Here is a 19,633-nt window from a genome sequence, read left to right as displayed (position 1 = left end):
AGCTTTGCATACTTTATCTCCCAGGGGGACGGCCCCAGGGCCCCTTCACGGCCGGGCCCCGGGCGCCGGGAGCGGGGCAGTGAATAGGGTGATCTTATGAAGATCGTGGCGTTGGCGGGCGGGATCGGCGGGGCCCGGTTCCTGCGCGGGCTCCGGTCGGCGGAGCCCGCGGCCGAGATCACCGTGATCGGGAACACCGGGGACGACATCTCCCTGTTCGGGCTGCGGGTCTGCCCCGATCTGGACACCGTGATGTACACGCTCGGCGGCGGCATCAACGAGGAGCAGGGCTGGGGGCGGGCCGGCGAGACGTTCGCCGTCAAGGAGGAGCTCGGCGCGTACGGCGCCGGGCCGGGCTGGTTCGGGCTGGGCGACCGGGATTTCGCGACGCACATCGTCCGGACGCAGATGCTCGCGGCCGGCTACAAGCTGTCGGCGGTGACCGAGGCGCTGTGCGACCGGTGGAAGCCGGGCGTGCGGCTGATCCCGATGACCGACGACCAGGTCGAGACGCACGTCGTGATCGAGGACGAGCGCGGGCGGCGCGCGATCCATTTCCAGGAATGGTGGGTGCGGCTGCGCGCGTCCGTCCCGGCGCTGTCGATCGCGGCGGTCGGCGCGGAGGAGTCCAAGCCCGCGCCGGGGGTGCTGGAGGCGATCGAGGCCGCCGACGTCGTGCTGTTCCCGCCGTCCAACCCGGTGGTGAGCATCGGGACGATCCTGGCGGTGCCCGGCATCCGGGACGCGATCGCGGCCAAGACCGTCGTCGGCGTCTCGCCGATCATCGGCGGCGCGCCCGTGCGCGGGATGGCGGACGCCTGCCTGACGGCGATCGGCGTGGAGACGTCGGCCCGCGCGGTCGCCGAGCTGTACGGGCTCGGGCTGCTGGACGGCTGGCTCGTCGACGAGGCCGACGGGGACGTGCGGGTGGAGGGCATCGAGGTGCGGCCGCGTCCGCTGCTGATGAGCGACGCGGACGCCACCGCCGCCATCGCCCGCGCGGCCGTCGATCTAGCCGTGGAGCTGAAGCGGGCGGAGGAGTCGCGGTGAGGCTGGAGGTCTTCGGGGTCGCGGGGATGCCGGAGGTCGCGGCGGGCGACGACATCGCCGCGCTGATCCCGGCCGGGACGGTGGCGGACGGCGACGTGCTCGTCGTCACGTCCAAGATCGTCAGCAAGGCGGAGGGGCGGGTCCTGGTCGCCGACGACCGGGAGAAGGCCATCGACGCCGAGACCGTGCGGGTCGTGGCGCGGCGCGCCCACGCGCGCGGCGAGACGCGGATCGTGGAGACGCGGCAGGGCCTCGTGCTGGCCGCCGCCGGGGTGGACGCGTCCAACACGGCGCCGGGCACGGTGCTGCTGCTGCCGGAGGACCCGGACGCCTCCGCCCGCCGCATCCGCGCAAGCGTGCGCGAGCGGACCGGGGCGGACGTCGCCGTGATCGTGTCCGACACGCTCGGGCGGCCGTGGCGGATCGGGCTGACGGACGCGGCCATCGGCGTCGCGGGCCTGGAGCCGCTGAACGACCTGCGCGGCCAGGACGACGCGCACGGGAACCCTCTCGAAGCCACGGTCATCGCGATCGCCGACGAGGTCGCCGCCGCGGCCGAGCTGGTGAAGGGCAAGCTCGACGGGGTGCCGGTCGCGGTCGTGCGCGGCCTGTCCCGGCTGGTCACGCGGGAGGACGGGCCCGGCGCGCGGGCGCTGGTCCGCAGGCCCGAGGAGGACATGTTCCGGTACGGGCCGTCGGAGGTGCTGCGGGCCCGCCGGACGATCCGCGAGTTCACCGCCGACCCCGTCGACCCGGCGGCGGTCCGGCGCGCCGTCGCCGCCGCGATCACCGCCCCGGCGCCGCACCACACCACGCCGTGGCGGTTCGTCCTGCTGGAGTCGGCGGAGTCGCGGACCCGGCTGCTGGACGCGATGCGCGACGCCTGGGAGGCCGACCTGCGCCGCGACGGCTTCTCGGAGGAGTCGATCACCAAGCGGCTGCGGCGCGGCGAGGTGCTGCGGCGCGCTCCGTACCTGGTCGTGCCGTGCCTGGTCATGGACGGTTCGCACGACTACCCGGACGAGCGCCGGTCCCGGGCCGAGCGCGAGATGTTCGTCGTCGCGGCCGGGGCGGGCGTGGAGAACCTGCTGGTCGCGCTGGCGGTGGAGGGGCTCGGCTCCTGCTGGGTGTCGAGCACGATGTTCTGCCGCGACGTCGTCCGCGCGTCGCTGGGCCTGCCGGACGACTGGGACCCCATGGGCGCCGTCGGCGTCGGCCACCCGGCCGCCCCGCCCCGCGAACGTCCGCCGCGGAGCGCGGACGATTTCATCGAGGTCCGCTGAGGCGGGAATAGATCGCGGAAGGCCGGGGCTGATGCCGGATGCCCGGAACTTCCCGGGATCCCAGGTCGGCACTGAATATGACGATTGGCATAGAGTGCCCGCATGGACGCCATGAGCTCCGCGCTTCGCCGGGCGCTGGCCCGCGCGCGTGACGGCAAGACCCTGGACCGATCCGAGGCCACGACATTGCTGGGAGCCCGCGGCGCGGCGCTCGACGATCTGCTCGCCCACGCGGCCCGCACCCGGGACGCCGGTCTGGACGCCGCCGGGCGGCCGGGCGTCATCACCTACAGCCGCAAGGTCTTCATCCCGCTGACCCGCCTGTGCCGGGACCGCTGCGGCTACTGCACGTTCGCGACCGTCCCGCACAAGCTGGACGCGCCCTACCTGAGCCCGGACGAGGTGCTTGAGATCGCGCGGCAAGGCGCGGAGATGGGCTGCAAGGAGGCCCTGTTCACGCTCGGCGACCGTCCCGAGGACCGGTGGAAGCAGGCCCGCGAGTGGCTGGACGCGCACGGCTACGACGACACGCTCTCCTACGTCCGGGCGATGGCGATCCGGGTGCTGGAGGAGACCGGGCTGCTGCCCCACCTGAACCCCGGCGTGCTGACCTGGCGCGACTTCCAGCGGCTGAAGCCGGTCGCGCCGTCCATGGGCATGATGCTGGAGACGACGGCGACGCGGCTGTTCAGCGAGCGCGGCGGCCCGCACTTCGGGTCGCCGGACAAGGACCCGGCCGTCCGCCTGCGGGTGCTGGAGGACGCGGGCCGCACGAACGTGCCGTTCACGACCGGCATCCTCATCGGCATCGGCGAGACGGCCGAGGAGCGCGCGGACGCGATCTTCGAGATCCGGCGGACGATGCGGGAGTACGGCGCGATCCAGGAGGTGATCGTCCAGAACTTCCGCGCGAAGCCCGACACGAAGATGCGCGACACCCCGGACGCCGAGCTTGAGGAGCTGGCCGCGACGATCGCGGTGACGCGGCTCGTCCTCGGCCCGAAGGCGCGGGTGCAGGCGCCGCCGAACCTGGTCGCGGACCAGTTCGCGCTGATGCTGCGCGCCGGAATCGACGACTGGGGCGGCGTGTCCCCGCTGACGCCCGACCATGTGAACCCGGAGCGGCCGTGGCCGCAGATCGACGAGCTGGCCGCGCGGACCGCCGAGTCGGGGTTCGAGCTGCGCGAGCGGCTGACGATCTATCCCGAGTACGTGCGGCGCGGCGAGCCGTGGCTCGACCCGCGGCTGGCCGCGCACGTCGCCGCGCTCGCCGACCCGGCGAGCGGTCTCGCGCGGGAGGACGCCGTCCTTGAGGGACGCCCGTGGCAGGAGCCCGACGGCGGGTTCGAGGCGAGCGGGCGAACGGACCTGCACACCGAGATCGACACGACCGGACGGACCAGCGACCGGCGCGACGATTTCGACGAGGTGTACGGCGACTGGGACGCGCTACGCGACCGCATGTCCGCCCCGCAGCGGTTCGACGCCGACGTCAAGACGGCCCTCGCCCGCGCAGAGCGGAACCCCGCGGGCCTGTCGGACGACGAAGCACTGGCTCTGCTCCACGCAGACGGCCCAGAACTGGACGCCCTCACCAAGCTGGCCGACGACCTGCGTCGTGAAGCGGTCGGCGACGACGTCACCTATGTCGTCACCCGGAACATCAATTTCACAAACGTCTGCTACACCGGCTGCCGTTTCTGCGCGTTCGCGCAGCGCCGCACGGACGCCGACGCCTACACGCTCTCTTTGAGCCAGGTCGGCGACCGCGTGGACGAGGCATGGGCCGCGGGCGCCACCGAAGTCTGCATGCAGGGCGGAATCCATCCCGACCTGCCGGGCACCGCCTATTTCGACCTCGCCCGCGAGGTGAAGCGCCGGGCGCCCGATATCCACCTGCATTCCTACAGCCCGATGGAGGTCGTGAACGGCGCGTCCCGGACCGACCTGTCGATCCGGGAATGGCTGGAGGCGGCGCGGGAGGCCGGCGTCGACTCCCTTCCCGGCACGGCCGCAGAGATCCTGGACGACGACGTCCGGTGGGTGCTGACCAAGGGGAAACTGCCCGCCGACCAGTGGATCGAGGTCGTCACCACCGCGCACGAGATCGGCATTCCGACGACGTCCACGATGATGTACGGGCACGTCGACAACCCGTCGCATTGGGTCGCGCACATCAAGCTGCTCCGCTCGATCCAGGAACGGACGGGCGGGTTCAGCGAGTTCGTCCTGCTGCCGTTCGTCCATCACAACTCGCCCATCTATCTGGCGGGTCTGGCGCGTCCGGGGCCGACCGTCCGGGAGAACGTGGCCGTCCACGCGTTGGCGCGCATTCTGCTGCACGGCGCGATCCGCAACATCCAGACGTCCTGGGTGAAGTTGGGCGACGAACTGTGTACGCGCGTCCTGCAAGGAGGCGTCAACGACCTCGGCGGGACGCTGATGGAAGAGACCATCAGCCGCATGGCCGGGTCGGAGAACGGGTCGTTCAAACCCATCAGCGAATTGGAGGCGATAGCGGCGCGCGCGGGCCGTCCGGCCAAACAGCGCACCACGCTCTATGGCGAGGTGCCCGCCGAACGCCTGGAGGCGTCCCGCCGCACGGACGGCGTCGGCCATTTCGGGAGGCGCCTGCCGCTCGTCGGCACGTGATCACCGCACGCCGCGGATGCAGCTGGGGCGGCGTTCGGCGAGCGCGTCCGCCGAACGGCGAAGCTCCTCCAGGACGGCCCTGACCGACGGCCGCACGTCCGCGCCGACCCGCGTCCACAGGACCATGCGGCGGTCGACGCGGGCGTCGGCCACGTCCCGGACGACGATGCCCTCCTCCCGCTCGGCGAGCGCCAGATCGGGCACCAGGCACACCGCGCCGCCCTCCGCGACCATCGCGAAGATGACCATGAGGTCGTTCGAGCGGTACCGGACGTCGGGCCGGAAGCCGCCGAGCTCCACGCAGGTCCGTTCGAGCAGGTCGCCGTGGTTGGTGCCGACGTGCCCCGTCGCCCACGGGCAGCCGGCGAGGTCGACCATCCGGATCGGGCCGGAGTCCCGGGCGAGCGGATGGTCCTCCGGCAGCCCGACCCGCATGACCTCGGTGATGAGGACCTCCGCCCTCAGCTCGGGACGCCTTGGACGCGGCAGGTGGGAGTACTCGTCCGTCAGCACCACGTCGATCTCCTGGAGCACCAGCGCCTGCAGCACGCGGTGGAACTCCTCGTCGAGGACGTCCACCACCAGCTCCGGATACGCCTCCGCAAGCCGGGGCAACGCGGGCGCCAGAACGTGCAGCAACGCCGTCTGGAACCCGACCAGCCGCACAACGCCCGCGACCCGCCCGCTCGCAGCGAGCGCCGCCTCCTCCGCGCTCTTGGCCCGCGCCAGCAGCACGTCGGCGTGCTCGGCGAGCACCTCGCCCGCCTCGGTCAGCCGCAACCGCCGCCCCGCCCGCTCGACCACCGGGACGCCGACCTCTCTCTGCAGCTGAGCGAGCTGCTGCGACACCGCGGACGGCGTGTACCCGAGCGCGTCGGCCACGGCGCCGAGCGTCCCGCGCAGCTTCAGTTCGCGGAGCACCCGCAACCTGCCGAGATCCAACATAGTGAAGAGATTCTTACACAATCCCTGCAGAAACAGTCGCTGGACCTGAATGTTGGACTGAGTCAAACTGATGGTGCGACGGAAAGCGGCGGAGACCCCGCCCCCACCGATCGCCCCGCGCGGGACGCTGCAAACTGCGATCCCAAAGGAAGAAGACCATGCTGTACGTGCTCGGACTCATCACCGTACTCGCCGTCCTCGGCCCGCTGTTCGGCGCGGACAGCCGCGACGGCCTCGACTGGACCCCGAACCACTTCTGGCTGCGGCGCCGCCCCGACCCGGACTCGGTCAAAAGGAGCGATAGTCCCGGACGGGCAAACGGGGGCCGCGCCTCGGCGGACGCCTGCCGGACGATTCCAGCAGCCGGGTGACCCGGTAGCGATGACCGGCGTAGGGCTCCAGCAGTTCGAGCATCCCGGCGTCGTCGACCCTGCGGCCCGCCAGCGCCCAGCCCACGAGGCCGGGCAGATGGTAGTCGCCGACGGAGACGGCGTCGGGATCGCCGACCGCCCGCTGCCTGATCTCGGCGGCCGTCCAGACCCCGATGCCCGGCAGCGACCGCAGCCGCGCCTCCGCGGCGTCCTCCTCCAGGCGCCCGGCGACGCGCGCGGCGCCGATGATCGTCCGGGCCCGGACGGCCTCCAGCCCGGCCCGATGCCATTCCCACGAGGGAATCCGGACCCACACCCCGGGCGGCGGCGGAACCCGCATGTGCGGTGCGCCGGGCGCGGGCTCCCCGAACCTGCGCAGCAGGTACGCCCAGCCCCGCCAGGCCTCGAGCCCGAGCACCTTCTGCTCCATCACCGCCGGGACGAGCGCCTCGAAGACCCGTCGCGTCCGCCCGATCCGCAGCCCGGGCCGCCGCAGCGCCTGCTCCCGGACGACGTCGTGCCGCGCGACGAACCCGTCCGGCTCGTCGGCGTCCCCGAGTAGCTCCGGGACCCCGTCCAGCAGCCATTCCGCGCCCGCGCCCCAGGCCGTGGCCTCCACGACGTCCCCGCTCCACCGGAGTCGCAACGTTCCCGCCCCGTCCGGCGTGTGGGACGTGCGCCACACGGACCCGTCCCGCTCGATCCGGAACGCCGGATCACGAGCCCCCCGCCTGTGCGGCGAAAGCACCCCTACAAGATCGAGCGGCCACGACGGCCGCCATTCCCGGACCTGGCCGGGGAGACGCCCAGCGGTCTTCTCCCCGGCCGCACCGGACGGCGTATCACGCAAGAAGCGGCTCGCAAGCGGGATCAGGCATCGGTGGAGAACCGGATGGCGGTCGGAGGGAGTTCCACGCCGGGCCAGACGCGCAGGCCGGGGCGGAGTTCGTTGCCTGGGCCGACGATGGCGCCGTCGCCCAGGACGACGCCGTCCAGGACGGCGCCGGGGCCGACGCGGGCACCGCGGCTGAGGACGGAGTCGCGGACGGTCGCGCCCTCGGCGACGAACGCGTCGTCCAGCAGGACGCTGCCGAGCACGGTCGCACCGGCCTCGATCACCGCGTTCCGGCCCACGGTGGTGCCGCCCCGAACGACCGCGCCCGGCGCGACGGTCGCGCCGGGAAGGGTGAGGCGCTCGCCGGGTTCGCCGGGCATCGCGGGGGAACTGAGGGCGCCCATGACGAGGTCGCGCGACCCCTGGACGAACGCCTCCGGAGTGCCGACGTCCAGCCAGTAGCCCGCCTCCACGTGGCCCATCACCGTCGCGCCGGACGCGATGAGCGACGGGAACGTCTCGCGCTCGACGGAGACGACCTCGTCCTCGGGGATCGTGTCGATGGCGGAGCGGCGGAACACGTAGCAGCCGGCGTTGATCTGGTTCGTCACCGGATGGGACGTCTTCTCCAGAAAGGCGGTGACGCGGCCGCCGGCGTCGGTGGGGACGCAGCCGAAGCGGGACGGGTCGTCCACCTCGGTCAGGTGGAGCGTCACCGCGGCGCCGGCTTCCTCGTGCAGCTTGACCTGGGCGCGCACGTCGTGGCCGGACAGGATGTCGCCGTTCAGGATCAGCACCGGGTCGTCCGGGCCGCAGGTGAGGGCGCCCGACGCGTTGCGGATGGCGCCGCCCGTGCCGAGCGGCTCGTCCTCGCTGACGTAGGCGAGGTCGACGCCGTGGGCATGGACGCCGAAGGCCGCCTCGAACATCTCCGCCCGGTACGACGTGGCGAACACGATGCGGTCGACGCCCGCCGCGTGGGCGCGGGCGAGCTGGTGGGCGAGGAACGCCACCCCGGCCGTGGGAAGCAGCGGCTTCGGGGTGGAGATGGTCAGGGGGCGCAGGCGGGTGCCCTGCCCTCCCACCAGGAGGATCGCTTCCACTCGGTTCCTTTCTCGGGTGCGAGCGAGCCTAGCGGGGCGTGTCCACCGCCCGCTGGTAGGAGGCCATGTGCTCCTTCGCGGACGCGGACCAGGAGAACTGCTGCGCGCGGGCGTGCGCGGCGTCGGCAAGTTCGGCGCGGCGGGACGGGTCGTCGATGAGGCCGCCGAGCGCGGTGCCGATCTCGGCCGGTTCCGTCTCGGTGTAGGCGACCGCGTCGCCGCCGACCTCGGGGAGGGGGCCCCGGCGCGTGGTGAGCACGGGCGCGCCGCACGACATGGCCTCAAGGACGGGCAGGCCGAAGCCCTCGCCGCGGCTCGGGAGGGCGACGACCAGCGCGCCGCCGAAGAAGCCGGGAAGCGCCGACCACGGCAGGTAGCCGGGGCGCAGGACGCGCAGCTCCAGCGGAACCGTGGCGAGCGCCGCGTCGACCTCGTCGTCCCAGCCGCCGCTGCCCGCGAGGACGAGCGCGGGCGGGTCGGGACGGTCCTTGCAGGACTGGACCCAGCCGCGGATCAGGTTCGGGACGTTCTTGCGCGGTTCGAGCGCGCCCAGGTACGCGACGTACGGGCGGCCGTGGAGGCCGAGCCGGTCGGAGACGTGCTTGATCTCCGCCTCGGACGGCCGGTGGAACACCTCGTGGTCGACGCCGTGGTACGCCACGTCGATGTGGCCGGGATCGGCGGACAGAACGCGGACCAGCTCGTCGCGGGTCGCGCGGGACGGCGCGATCAGCCGGGTGGCGCGGCGCGCGGCGGTGCGCGTCGCCGACTTGATGTAGCTGGTCCGGACGGGGTCGTGCACCTCGGGCTCGGCGAACAGCGTGACGTCGTGGATCGTCACGACCGTGGGCAGGACCGCGCTCACCGGCATCGTGTAGGTCGGCAGGTGGATGACGTCCGCCTCGACGCGTTCCGCCACGCGCGGCAGGCCCGACTGCTCCCAGGCCAGGCGGGTGGCGCGGTGCGACAGCGTCGCCGGGCCCGCCACGACGCGCGCGCCGGGGATGAGGCCCTGGTAGCGCTCCTCGTCGGCGCGCTGGCAGGCGACGGCGAGATCGGCGCCCAGCTTGTGCAGGGCGACCAGCAGGCCGTCGACGTACCGGCCGAGACCGCCGCGGTCGGCCGGCACGGCGGTGGCGTCGAGCAGAATCCGAGGCGCCACGGTCCACTCCCCCATCCAGCGCGGTGGCGTAGATCACTCTTTACTCTTCGAGCCTACGCCCGCCGATGCCCGCTTCGCGGGACCTCATTCAGCGTTTGCGGGCCTGAACCAAAACGATGCTCCCCCGTTCGTTCGGGGCTTTGCGGTCAGCCAGGGCGACCAGCGGAGTCAGCGGTGCGGCCGCGTTGAAACCGACCTTGCCGCCGTACGTGGACAGCGACAGGTAGAGGCGTTCGGTGGCGGCCGTGCGGAACTGGTAGCTGTGCCTGACCAGGTCGAGGCCCCGCTCGTCCATCAGCTTGCGCAGGCTGTCATGCGTGTAGGTGTGCTGGACGTGGTATTTCGCCTTGTGGGCGTCCCGCAGCTTCGGCCACGCGTCGGCGCGGCTCAGCACGTCGGCGGACATGAAGATCTCGCCGCCGGGCTTGAGGACGCGCGCCATCTCGTCCAGCGACTTGCCGCCGTCGTCGAAGTGCTCGATCGCGCAGACGGACAGGATCGCGTCGAACGATCCGTCGCCGAACGGGAGGCGCAGCGCGTCGCATTCGATCAGCGCGGGCGCGTGCGCGAGCGTCCGGCCGTAGACCATCTTGCCGCGGGCCAGGTCGATCGAGACGGCGTCCGCGCCGCGCCTGCGGGCCTGGCCCGCCCAGTAGCCGTCGCCGCCGGCGACGTCGAGAACTCGCTTGCCGTGCAGCTCACGGCCCATCCAGGCGAGGAGCGTCCCCGCCTCGCGGTACCGGCACACGTGCACCTGGTGGCCCATGAAGGCGACCACATCCGAAATCTTCATCGTCCCCAACTGTAGGCCGCGCGGCGGGTCGCGCGGCCACGTTCGCCTACGCTGGGCGCGTGAAGATGAAGGTCGTCGCCGTGCGGGCCCTGCGCGTACTGCTGGTGATGCTCGCGCTGGCCTTCTGCGCCTACAGCGTGGCGTCCCAGTGGGACGCGACCGTCGAGGCGTTCCGGCAGATGTCGTGGGCGACGCTCGCCGGGGCGCTGGCCGCGGGCCTGGCGGGGCTCTTCGTCTGGATGCTGGGCTGGCGGGAGTTCCTCGGCGGCCTCGGCTCCCCGCTGCCGGTGCGGGCCATCTTCCGGATCTCGGGGATCTCCCAGCTCGGCAAGTACGTGCCGGGCAAGGTGTGGGCGCTGGTCACGCAGATCGAGATGACGCGCGAGCACAAGGTGCCGCCGGAGCGCAGCTTCGGGTCGACGCTTTTGGCGGTGGCGACGTCGGTGGCGTGCGGGCTCGCGGTCGCGGCGGTGACGCTGCCGCTGACGTCCGCCGCGGCCCGCGACAGGTACTGGCCGCTGTTCCTGCTGGCGCCCGTCCTGCTGGCGCTGCTGCACCCGAGGGTCGTGACGTGGTGCCTCGGCCTGATGCTCAAGATCATCCGGCGGCCTGCGCTGGAGCGTCCGGTGAGCCTCGGCGTCACGCTGAAGGCGGTCGGGTGGACGGTCCTCGGATGGGTCCTGTTCGGCGTCCACACGTGGTTGCTGTGCCTGGCGGTGGGCGGTGACGGGACGGGGCTGCCGTTCGTCGCGGCTGGCGCGTACGCGCTGGCGTTCGTCGCGGGCTTCCTGGTGTTCATCGCGCCGGGCGGCATCGGGGCGCGGGAGGCCGTGCTGACGGTGGTGCTGACGCCGGTGCTGCCCGCGGGCGCGCCGGTCGTCGTGGCGATCGCGTCCCGGGTGCTGCTGACCGGCGCCGATCTCATCAACGCGGGCGTCGCGCTCCTCCTCGGCCGGACGACCCCGGACGAGGCCCCGGACGGCGGCTCGGACGGGAGCCAGGACGCCGGGAATGAACAGCCCTCGAAAGAGCTTGTGAGGGGTACGCAGCCTACGAAGGAGAGACCGTGACGGCCCCCATCACCGTGACCGACGCGACGTTCGCGGACGAGGTCCTCAGCAGCGACACCCCGGTACTGGTCGACTTCTGGGCCGACTGGTGCGGGCCCTGCCGCATGATCGCCCCCGTGCTGGAGCAGATCGCGGCGGAGCAGGACGGCAAGATCAAGATCGCCAAGCTGGACTACGACGCGAACCCCGAGACGCCCACCAAGTTCGGCGTGATGGGCCTGCCGACCCTGCTGCTCTTCAAGAAGGGCGAGGTCGTGGAGCAGGTCGTCGGCGCCAAGCCGAAGCGCGCCCTGCTGAAGGTCATCGAACCGCACCTGTGAGCGCGGTGAGCGCGTCGAGGTAGTCGGCCCACAGCGGGCCGTGATCGACCGGGCGGACGCCGGAGCGCAGGCGCTCCGGCTCCCCCGGCGAGTAGAAGCGGCGCAGGGCGGCGGCCAGGGACGGGACGTCGTCGGGCGTGCAGACCAGGCCGTCCACGCCGTCGCGGATCTGCGCGGCGAAACCGCCGACGTCCGTGGCGATGACCGGGAGGCCGTACTCGTGGGCCATCCAGACGTTCTGCGACGCGGTGGCCGTCCGGTAGGGCAGGACTAGCGCGTCGGCGGCGGCGAACAGGCCCGGAACGTCCGCGGCCGGGACGTAGCCGGGACGCAGTTCCACGCGGGACGTCAGATCGAGTGAGTCGATCAGCTCGCGCGTGCCGTCCAGGCCGCCCCAAAATTCGCCCGCGACGGTCAGCGCGACGTCGTCCGGGCCTTCGGCGAGAGCGCGGAGCAGAACGTCCAGGCCCTTGTAGGGGCGGACGATCCCGAAGAACAGCAACCGGCGCCTGACCTTGGCGTCGTGCTCCGGCGGGGCCTCAGAAGTCGGCAGGTGGGCGGGCATCTCCGCGACGCTCACCGGACGTTCCGTGATCGTCCGCGCCAGATCCGCCTGCGCCTCCGAGTGGACGAGAACGCCGTCGACGCCGCGCAGCAGGCGCTTCATCAGCGGCTCGTCGTACGGCTTGCGCTCGTGCGGCAGGACGTTGTGGCACAGCGCCACCACCGGCGTCCGACGGCGAAGACCACCCAGAATCCCCAGATAGGCCGGGACTTGGACCGGTGTCAGCACCGCCAGCACGACCAGGTCGCAGGAGCGCAGCGCGCGGCCGGTGCGCCACCAGCCGTCCGGGCGGCGCCAGTCGAGCCGGCGGTGCGTGCCGGGGAACGGCTCGCCCTCCGGCTCGGAGATCGTCTGCTGCCCCGGATACAGGAACCCGGGGTACTGGGCCCGCCACGACTCGATGACCACGTCGTGCCCGGCGGCGGCCAGCCGGTGCGCCAGCTCGGTGGTGTGGTGGGCGCCGCCCCCCTTGTAGGGGAAGGCCGGGCCGACGATCGCGATGCGCATCCCGCGGCCGCTAGACGTCGCCGCGCGATCGGACGATCAGGTCCGCGAGCAGCGCCAGCGACGCGATGATCAACCCCGTCACGAAGATCATGATGGTGTTGTTGGCGAAGTAGCCGAAGTGCACCACCATGTCGAACACGCCCTTGAGCAGCCCGATCACGATCAGCCACAGCGCGGGCGGCATCAGCACCTTGAGCGGGTTGAAGTACATCACCATCCGCAGCACCTGCAGGATGTAGCGGTAGGCGTCCTTGGTGAAGTGGAACTTCGACTTCCCGGCCCGCTTGGCGTAGTCGATCGGCAGGTACCGGACCGGATGCTGGTTCGACAGGAACGCGATCGTGATCGTCGTCACGCAGGAGAATCCGGGCGGCAGCAGCCGCAGGTACGGCAGCGACACCTCGCGGCGGAACGCGCGCAGCCCCGAGTTCAGGTCGGGGATCTTGGTGTTGGTGAGCCGCTCGGCGACCTTCCGGATGAACCACTTCGCGGGCACGCGCAGCGCCTTGTGCGAGCCCTCCTCGCTGGTGCGCGCCCCGACGACCTGGTCGACGGACGGGTCGGAGTCCAGGACGTCGACGAGCTCGGGGATCCGCTCGTTCGGGTAGGACATGTCGGCGTCCGTCCACACGACGATCTCGCCGCGGGCCTGCTGCGAGCCGATCCGCCGGACGGTCCCGGACCCGCTGTTGTGCTGGAACGCCATGATCCGCATGTGCGGGAAGCGAGGCGCCGCCTCCTCGAGACGGGCGAGCGTGTCGTCGGTGGAGCAGTCGTCCACGGCGAGCAGCTCGTAGGTCTTGCCGCTGCCGTCCATCGCCTTGCAGATGCGCTCGACCTCGTCGATCACGTGGTCCTGCTCGTTGTAGCAGGGCAGGACGATCGTGACGTGGACGGGCCCGGACTCCGGCTCCGCGGGCTTGGGCACCGCCTCGGTCCGGGGCACGTGCGCGGACTCGGGCACGTGCACGGGTTCTGGCACGTGCACGGGCGGCGGCTCCGTGGCGGTCTCGGGAGCGGGCTGGTGCGTCGGCTCGGCAGACTGGGTGCTCACGCAGCGCGAGGATACTCGCCCGGACGGGCTCCGTCCGCCTTAACGTCCGCCTTGACGCGGTCCCGGCTCGGCGATCCAGACCTCCACGGCCAGGCCCCACGTCCCGCCGGGCGGGTGCGCGAGGGTGCGTCCGTCCTGCCGGGTCTTGAGGTACAGGACCCGCTTCGGCGTCCCGTACGGGGCGACCTGATCGGCCTTCGCCGCCATGACCACCGGGCGCCGTCCGGCCGCGGCGACGGCGGCGGCGACGCGCTTCACGTCGGCGGGCGCGGCGCGGCCGGTGGTGCGCGCGGCGGGCACCCCGCACATGCCCCGGACGACCTGCAGGAACCGGTCGGCGGTCGATCGCTCCACGACCACGACGGAACCGCGCGGCCCCAGCGCGTCGCACATGCCGCCGACGGCGGCGACCTCGTGCTGCTCCGTCCGGGTCACCAGGAAGCCGCCGGACGTCAGCACGATCGGGACCAGCATCCCGACGACGCCGGCGACCGCGCCCGTCCGCACCACCCGGCGCCCGTAGCCGAGGCGGCGGACGCGCTTCACCGTCCACGCCGCCGCGAACACGGTGAACAGCAGCAGCCCGGGGACGACCAGCCCGATCAGCCGCCGGGACGCCCACGGATGGTCGGGCGTGATCCCGGGCCTGATCAGCACCTGCGTCGTCGTCCAGACGATCATGGCGTAGGGCAGCAGCCACTCCGGGGCGTGCCCGCGCATGAGCCGCCGTGCCAGCAGCGCCGCGCCGAGCGTCGCGAACAGCAGCGCGGGGATGCCGATGTACCAGGACACCCAGTACAGCGTGTTCTCGGAGTACTGGCGGGTGCCGTCCACCGGAAGGTGCTGGATCCGCTGGACGGTCTCGATGAACTGGACGTTCAGCTCGTCGTCGCGCGTGGACGGCTCACGCCGGACGGTCTGCACCAGCGGCCGGAGCGCGAACCCCAGCATCACCAGCACGGTCAGGACGGCGGCGGCGCCCGGCAGCCTCCCGCGCGCGATCGCGGCCCCGGCGCGGCGCAGCCGCAGGGCGGTCCGGTCCCAGGTCAGCAGCGCCACCATGATCCCCGTCGCCACGACGACCGCCGTCGCGATGGCCAGCAGCGGGCGGAGGGACGGTCCCAGGTACGTCAGGTACGGCCGCGACATCGTGAAGCCCTGCACGAGCCCGGCGCCGACGCCGAGCAGGAGCCCGCCGCCCGCCCAGTACCCGATGCCCCGCCTGTGCGCCACGTAGAGCCCGGCGAAGACGAACACCGGGAGGACGTCCCGGAGCCCGTCGATGCGGACGAGCACGATGAGCCCGAGCGCCAGGCCCGCCAGGAACGCCTTCAGATCGGCGGCCCGGCCGTCCTCCCGCCGGGCGTCGTGCATCAGCGACAGCCCGCCCAGCAGCAGGACGATCGCGGGCAGCTCACTGAAAGTGCTGCGGGAGACGTAGAGCATCGGCAGCGTCAGCGCCAGCAGCAGCGCCCCGGCCGGCGCCCAGCGCGGCCCGACGAGCCGCGCCACCAGCCCGGCGAACGCGAGCACGCAGCACGCGCCGAGCAGCGGCGCCATCAGCAGCATGCCGTGCGTGCCGCCGAGCCAGCCGCCGAGCGCCAGCACCAGCGGCAGCCCCGCCATGAACTGCGGGACGATCGCGCCGCCGTGCTGGTAGAACGCGGGGCTCTCGAAGTTCAGCGCCCGGTCGGGGCCGCCGAACGCCTGCTCCATCAGCGGGATCGGCAGCGACCCGTCGTTCTTCAGCCAGACCGCGTACTGCACGTAGGACGCCGGGTCGCGGCGGACGATGATCTGCTCCGAGCACATCACCACCTGAAGCACCAGGAAGGCGACCGTGATCCCGAGCACGGCGAGAACCGGCCACCAGGGCACGTCGCGGAGGGCCTCGTCGGCCCGGCCGCGGAGAACGTCGGTCCGGCCGCGGAGGCCGAGCCGCAGCGCGACCGCCGCGACGGGCACGAACAGCGCGATCGCCGGGACGGGACGGAACACGCCCGCCATCAGCAGCGGCAGCGAAACGGACAGCCACGCCGCGACGAGCAGTGCCGGGGCCACCGTGACCCGCACGAGCAGCCGACCCGCGTCCATGATTTCCGCCCCGTGGAAGACTCCCTGTTCCGTGCGGAGCGTAGCGGCACCGGCCGGGTGATGGCTCCAGGACGATCATGCGGGCATACGCTCTGACCCATGAGCGCAGACGTCGGGCCCGCCGGGCTGTTGCGGCGGCGGGTGGCGGACGACCCGTCCAGCCCGCTGGTGACCTTCTACGACGACGCGTCGGGCGAGCGCGTCGAGCTGTCGGCCCGGACGTTCGACAACTGGGTCGCCAAGACCGCGAACTTCCTGGTGGACGGTCTCGCCGCCGAACCCGGAACGCGGGTCGTTCTCGTCCTGCCGCCGCACTGGCAGACGGCCGTGTGGCTGATGGCCTGCTGGTCGGCCGGCCTGGTGGCGGAGCCCGTCGACCCCGAGTCGGTACGAAACGGCGCGTCCGCCGAACCGTCCGACACCTCTCAGCCGTACATCCTGGCGGCGGCACAGGAGGTGCTGGACGTGATCGCGGACGACGCGGCGGCGGGCGGGGCCGAGGAGATCGTCGGCCTGTCGCTGCACGCGCTGGGCGGCCCGCTCGCGGACTGCCCGCCCGGCGTCACCGACTACGCGGTGGAAGTCCGCGCTTACGGAGACAGGTTCGTCGCCGGTCCTGAAGTGACGCCGGAGGCGCCCGCGCTCACTGTGACAAACGCCACATTCAGTGCTGCGGAGCTGGTCGGCGCGGCCCGCGAGGCCGCGAAAAAGTGGGATCTTGACGCGCGGGACCGCCTTCTGGTTGACATGTCGTTCACCACATTGGACGGGGTACTGACCGGCTTGCTCGCACCACTAGCCTCGGGTGCTTCCGTCATAATCCAACGAAACTTCGACAAAGCCGTACTAGAGCGGCGCCTGACCCTGGAACATGTGACGGTGGTGGCCGGCCCGCCCGGACGGAATGAAGCATCCGGGCCTCCGCGCCGGCTCGCCTGACCTACGCTTCCCTTGCCCGACGACGCCCCGTGCCCACCAGACGCCCATCCCGACCCCGAAAAGCGGGCCGCTCCCCTTGCAGGGGACGACCCCCACACCCCCGGAACTGCCTTTACCCCGGACCTCGGAGCCGATGAACAGCAACCCGATGTACATGGAGTACGTCGACGACGCCGACCCGCGGCAGCAGCCGGCGGCGCCTCGACGCGGCTGGCGCATCCTCGGATGGGTGTGCATCGGGCTGTCGGCGGTCATGGTGGCCGGCTCCCTCACCGCCTACGGCCTGTACCGCAGAGCGTTCGGGAACATCGCGCACGAGGACGTCAACGCCCAGCTCGGCCCGAACCGGCCGAAGAAGCTGAACAGCGCGCTGAACATCCTGCTGCTCGGGTCCGACACCCGTGAGGGCGCCAACGCCAAGTACGGCCGCTCGATGAAGGGCGAGCCGCCCCGCTCGGACACGATGATCCTGCTGCATCTGTCCCCCGGCGGCGGCCAGGCGATGGGCATCAGCTTCCCCCGCGACCTGATGGTCCGGATGCCGTCCTGCAAGGGCAGGAAGGGCCAGATCATCCCGGCGCAGGCCCGCGCGCAGATCAACTCGGCGTTCACCAACGGCGGCGCGACCTGCGTCATCAAGACGATCGAGAGCATCTCCAACGTCCGGGTCGACCACTTCATGCAGGTCGACTTCAACGGTTTCAAGGCCATCACCAACGCGGTCGGCGGCGTCCCGGTGTGCCTGCCGAAGGCCGTCAACGACCCGAAGTCGAAGCTCAAGCTCGGCAAGGGCCAGCACAACATCAAGGGCGAGCAGGCGCTGGCGTACGTGCGCGTCCGGCACGGCCTCGGGGACGGCTCCGACCTCGACCGCATCAAGCGGCAGCAGAAGTTCATGGGCGCGCTCGCCAACAAGGCGATGAGCGCCGGCGTGCTCAGCAACCCCAAGAAGCTCCTCGACCTGATGAACGCGGTCACCAAGTCGCTCACCACCGACAAGGAGCTGACGCCGCAGGTCATGATGGACATCGCCAAAGAGATGCAGGGCATGACCTCCGGCAAGCTGCGGTTCGTGACCGTCCCGTCCGGGCCGGACCCGCAGGACCCGAACCGGGTGGCGCTCAACGCCGCCGCGCAGCCGTTCTTCGCCGCGATCCGCAACGACAAGACCATCCCGAAGGAGCAGAAGCCGGGCGCCGTGAAGATCCCGCCGAGCCAGATCCGGGTGCGGGTCTACAACGGCAGCGGGATCGACGGGCAGGCCGGCCGCGTCGCCGACGACCTGGAGTCGCAGGGCTTCCACGTCACGGTCGGCGGAAACGCCTCCTCCCCCACGACCGCCACCAAGGTGATGTACGGTTCCGGTGCCGACCAGCAGGCCCAGTCGCTGGCCGCGCTGATCCCGAGCGGGCCGCAGCCCGCCGCGCGGACCAGCGGCGGCACGCCCGGCGTCGTGGACCTGATCGTCGGCAGCGACTGGACGAACCTCAAGAACGCGGGCGGCGGCATCCCCAAGCAGCAGGGCGAGATCCGCGCCAGCGACAACATCTGCAAGGAGACGTGACCGGGCACCCCGTATGAGCTCTACCACCAGGCCCTCCGGGGCCGAGACGGCACACCCTGCAGACCGGCCGCTCACCGAGGACCCCGCGGCGGGTCCGTTCCCGGAGGCACCGGGGCCCTCCCCGGAAGCGCCTGGCGGCGTCCCGCAGGCGCGGGGCCCCGGACCCGGCCCGGAGGCCGGTCCGCGCAAGCAGCGCGACCCCTTCTTCGACAACGCGAAGTACTTCGCGATCCTCCTGGTGGTGGCGGGGCATTCCCTGGCCAACCTGCTGAACGTCCCGCTGGCGAAGGGGCTGTACCTCTTCGTCTACATGTTCCACATGCCGCTGTTCATCGTGATCACCGGCTACTTCTCCCGGAACTGGACGTTCGCCGGCGGCAAGGCCCGAAAGCTGATCACCAATGTCGGCGTTCCTTACGTGGTGTTCGAATTCGCCTACTCGCTGTACGACTGGCTCGCCGGACGCAATGAGCTGGAGATCAGCCTGCTGAACCCGTACTACCTGACGTGGTTCCTGTGCGCGCTGTTCATGTGGCGGCTGTCCACCCCGGTCTGGCAGCAGATCCGCTGGCCGCTCGCGGTCGCGGTGGGGTTCGCGCTGCTGTCGTACATGAGCGACCTCGGTGGAACGTTCGACATCCACCGGGTGCTGGGGCTGCTGCCGTTCTACGTCCTCGGGCTCACGCTGAAGCCGCACCACTTCGAGCTGCTGAAGAAGCCCGTGGCGCGGCCGATCGGCGCGGTCGTGCTCGCCGCCGGGCTCGGCGGCTCCTACCTCGTCATGGACCGCATGGCCCGCAACTGGATCTACTGGAAGCACGCGCACTTCGAGATGGGCGTCGGCAACTTCACCGGCACGCTGATGCGGCTCGCCATGTTCGTGTGCGCGACCGTCCTCGTCGCGGCGTTCCTCACCCAGATCCCGCGCCGCCGGCACTGGTTCACCGGGCTCGGCGCGGCGACGCTGTACGCCTACCTGCTGCACGGGTTCGTCACCCGCCTGCTGCAGTTCACCGGCTGGTGGGACTCGGCCTGGATGCACACCGTCCCGGGCGTCGTCATCGTGCTCGGCGGCGCGCTCGCGGTCGGGACGGCGCTGTGCACAAGGCCGGTCGTCCGGTCCATGAGCTGGGCGCTGGAGCCCAAGATGACCTGGATTTTCACACCCCTGCGCAGACCGGGGGGACGGATGCGCTAGCGTGCCGCCTCACGACATCAGGCCACGGCCGCCCCCGATCGGCGACTAGAGTCGCCGTGCTCCCACGTGCACGTACCCGATGAGACCCCCCGGAGACATGACCGGCATCCTCCGCCCACCCCACCACC

At 71.8% G+C, this 19,633-nt stretch carries 16 protein-coding genes; 8 read left to right on the top strand and 8 right to left on the bottom strand.

The window, feature by feature from the left end:
* Nucleotides 1–96 precede the first annotated feature (96 nt).
* From cofD to E1287_RS19390, 3 genes are all read left to right on the top strand, one after another.
* The gene (gene cofD / locus E1287_RS19400; protein WP_131966382.1) at nucleotides 97–1,050 is read left to right on the top strand and encodes a 2-phospho-L-lactate transferase; all 954 of its coding nucleotides are present in this window, start codon (nucleotides 97–99) and stop codon (nucleotides 1,048–1,050) included.
* Nucleotides 1,047–2,333 carry a coenzyme F420-0:L-glutamate ligase gene (locus E1287_RS19395; protein ID WP_131966381.1) on the top strand — a complete coding sequence of 429 codons (1,287 nt, stop codon included), beginning with the start codon at nucleotides 1,047–1,049 and terminating at the stop codon, nucleotides 2,331–2,333. Before cofD ends, E1287_RS19395 begins: the two co-directional genes overlap by 4 nt.
* 102 nt (nucleotides 2,334–2,435) lie before the next feature.
* Nucleotides 2,436–4,985 (top strand): bifunctional FO biosynthesis protein CofGH, encoded by a 2,550-nt coding sequence (locus E1287_RS19390; RefSeq protein ID WP_131966380.1) that lies wholly within the window; start codon nucleotides 2,436–2,438, stop codon nucleotides 4,983–4,985.
* Here E1287_RS19390 and E1287_RS19385 read toward each other — a convergent pair whose 3' ends face one another.
* From E1287_RS19385 to E1287_RS19365, 5 genes are all read right to left on the bottom strand, one after another.
* Nucleotides 4,986–5,930, bottom strand: a complete 945-nt coding sequence (locus E1287_RS19385; RefSeq protein ID WP_131966379.1) for a LysR family transcriptional regulator — start codon at nucleotides 5,928–5,930, stop codon at nucleotides 4,986–4,988.
* Nucleotides 5,931–6,218: 288 nt separating this feature from the next.
* Complete coding sequence (locus tag E1287_RS19380; protein ID WP_243719205.1) at nucleotides 6,219–6,920, bottom strand: DNA-3-methyladenine glycosylase 2 family protein; 702 nt, start codon at nucleotides 6,918–6,920, stop codon at nucleotides 6,219–6,221.
* A 251-nt stretch (nucleotides 6,921–7,171) separates the two neighbouring features.
* Entirely contained in the window at nucleotides 7,172–8,239 is a 1,068-nt protein-coding gene (locus E1287_RS19375) for an NDP-sugar synthase (RefSeq protein ID WP_131966377.1), read from the bottom strand.
* A gap of 28 nt (nucleotides 8,240–8,267) precedes the next feature.
* Nucleotides 8,268–9,401, bottom strand: a complete 1,134-nt coding sequence (locus E1287_RS19370) for a glycosyltransferase family 1 protein (protein ID WP_131966376.1) — start codon at nucleotides 9,399–9,401, stop codon at nucleotides 8,268–8,270.
* An 88-nt stretch (nucleotides 9,402–9,489) separates the two neighbouring features.
* Complete coding sequence (locus E1287_RS19365; RefSeq protein WP_131966375.1) at nucleotides 9,490–10,194, bottom strand: class I SAM-dependent methyltransferase; 705 nt, start codon at nucleotides 10,192–10,194, stop codon at nucleotides 9,490–9,492.
* A gap of 65 nt (nucleotides 10,195–10,259) precedes the next feature.
* Here E1287_RS19365 and E1287_RS19360 point away from each other — a divergent pair, with 65 nt between their 5' ends.
* Both E1287_RS19360 and trxA read left to right on the top strand, forming a co-directional pair.
* Nucleotides 10,260–11,264 (top strand): lysylphosphatidylglycerol synthase transmembrane domain-containing protein, encoded by a 1,005-nt coding sequence (locus E1287_RS19360; protein ID WP_243719213.1) that lies wholly within the window; start codon nucleotides 10,260–10,262, stop codon nucleotides 11,262–11,264.
* Nucleotides 11,261–11,584 carry a thioredoxin gene (gene trxA, locus E1287_RS19355; protein WP_131966374.1) on the top strand — a complete coding sequence of 108 codons (324 nt, stop codon included), beginning with the start codon at nucleotides 11,261–11,263 and terminating at the stop codon, nucleotides 11,582–11,584. The genes E1287_RS19360 and trxA overlap by 4 nt, the downstream gene beginning before the upstream one ends.
* Here the strand turns inward: trxA and E1287_RS19350 are convergent.
* From E1287_RS19350 to E1287_RS19340, 3 genes are all read right to left on the bottom strand, one after another.
* Complete coding sequence (locus tag E1287_RS19350) at nucleotides 11,565–12,656, bottom strand: glycosyltransferase family 4 protein (RefSeq protein WP_131966373.1); 1,092 nt, start codon at nucleotides 12,654–12,656, stop codon at nucleotides 11,565–11,567. The genes trxA and E1287_RS19350 overlap by 20 nt on opposite strands.
* Before the next feature lie 10 nt (nucleotides 12,657–12,666).
* Nucleotides 12,667–13,584 (bottom strand): glycosyltransferase family 2 protein, encoded by a 918-nt coding sequence (locus tag E1287_RS19345; protein ID WP_243719211.1) that lies wholly within the window; start codon nucleotides 13,582–13,584, stop codon nucleotides 12,667–12,669.
* Between the two features lie 165 nt (nucleotides 13,585–13,749).
* On the bottom strand, nucleotides 13,750–15,804 hold the full coding sequence (locus E1287_RS19340; RefSeq protein WP_131966371.1) for a hypothetical protein: 2,055 nt from the start codon (nucleotides 15,802–15,804) through the stop codon (nucleotides 13,750–13,752).
* A gap of 99 nt (nucleotides 15,805–15,903) precedes the next feature.
* Between E1287_RS19340 and E1287_RS19335 the strand changes: the two genes are divergently transcribed.
* The 3 genes from E1287_RS19335 to E1287_RS19325 all read left to right on the top strand — a co-directional run bounded on the left by E1287_RS19335 (nucleotide 15,904) and on the right by E1287_RS19325 (nucleotide 19,505).
* The gene (locus E1287_RS19335; protein ID WP_131966370.1) at nucleotides 15,904–16,743 is read left to right on the top strand and encodes a TIGR03089 family protein; all 840 of its coding nucleotides are present in this window, start codon (nucleotides 15,904–15,906) and stop codon (nucleotides 16,741–16,743) included.
* A 133-nt stretch (nucleotides 16,744–16,876) separates the two neighbouring features.
* Nucleotides 16,877–18,307 (top strand): LCP family protein, encoded by a 1,431-nt coding sequence (locus E1287_RS19330; protein WP_131966369.1) that lies wholly within the window; start codon nucleotides 16,877–16,879, stop codon nucleotides 18,305–18,307.
* A gap of 13 nt (nucleotides 18,308–18,320) precedes the next feature.
* Entirely contained in the window at nucleotides 18,321–19,505 is a 1,185-nt protein-coding gene (locus E1287_RS19325; protein ID WP_131966368.1) for an acyltransferase family protein, read from the top strand.
* The last annotated feature ends 128 nt before the right edge of the window (nucleotides 19,506–19,633 follow it).

This window comes from Actinomadura sp. KC06, from assembly GCF_004348735.1.
Classification (GTDB): Bacteria; Actinomycetota; Actinomycetes; order Streptosporangiales; family Streptosporangiaceae; genus Spirillospora.
This window is presented reverse-complemented; position numbering and strand designations above follow the sequence as displayed.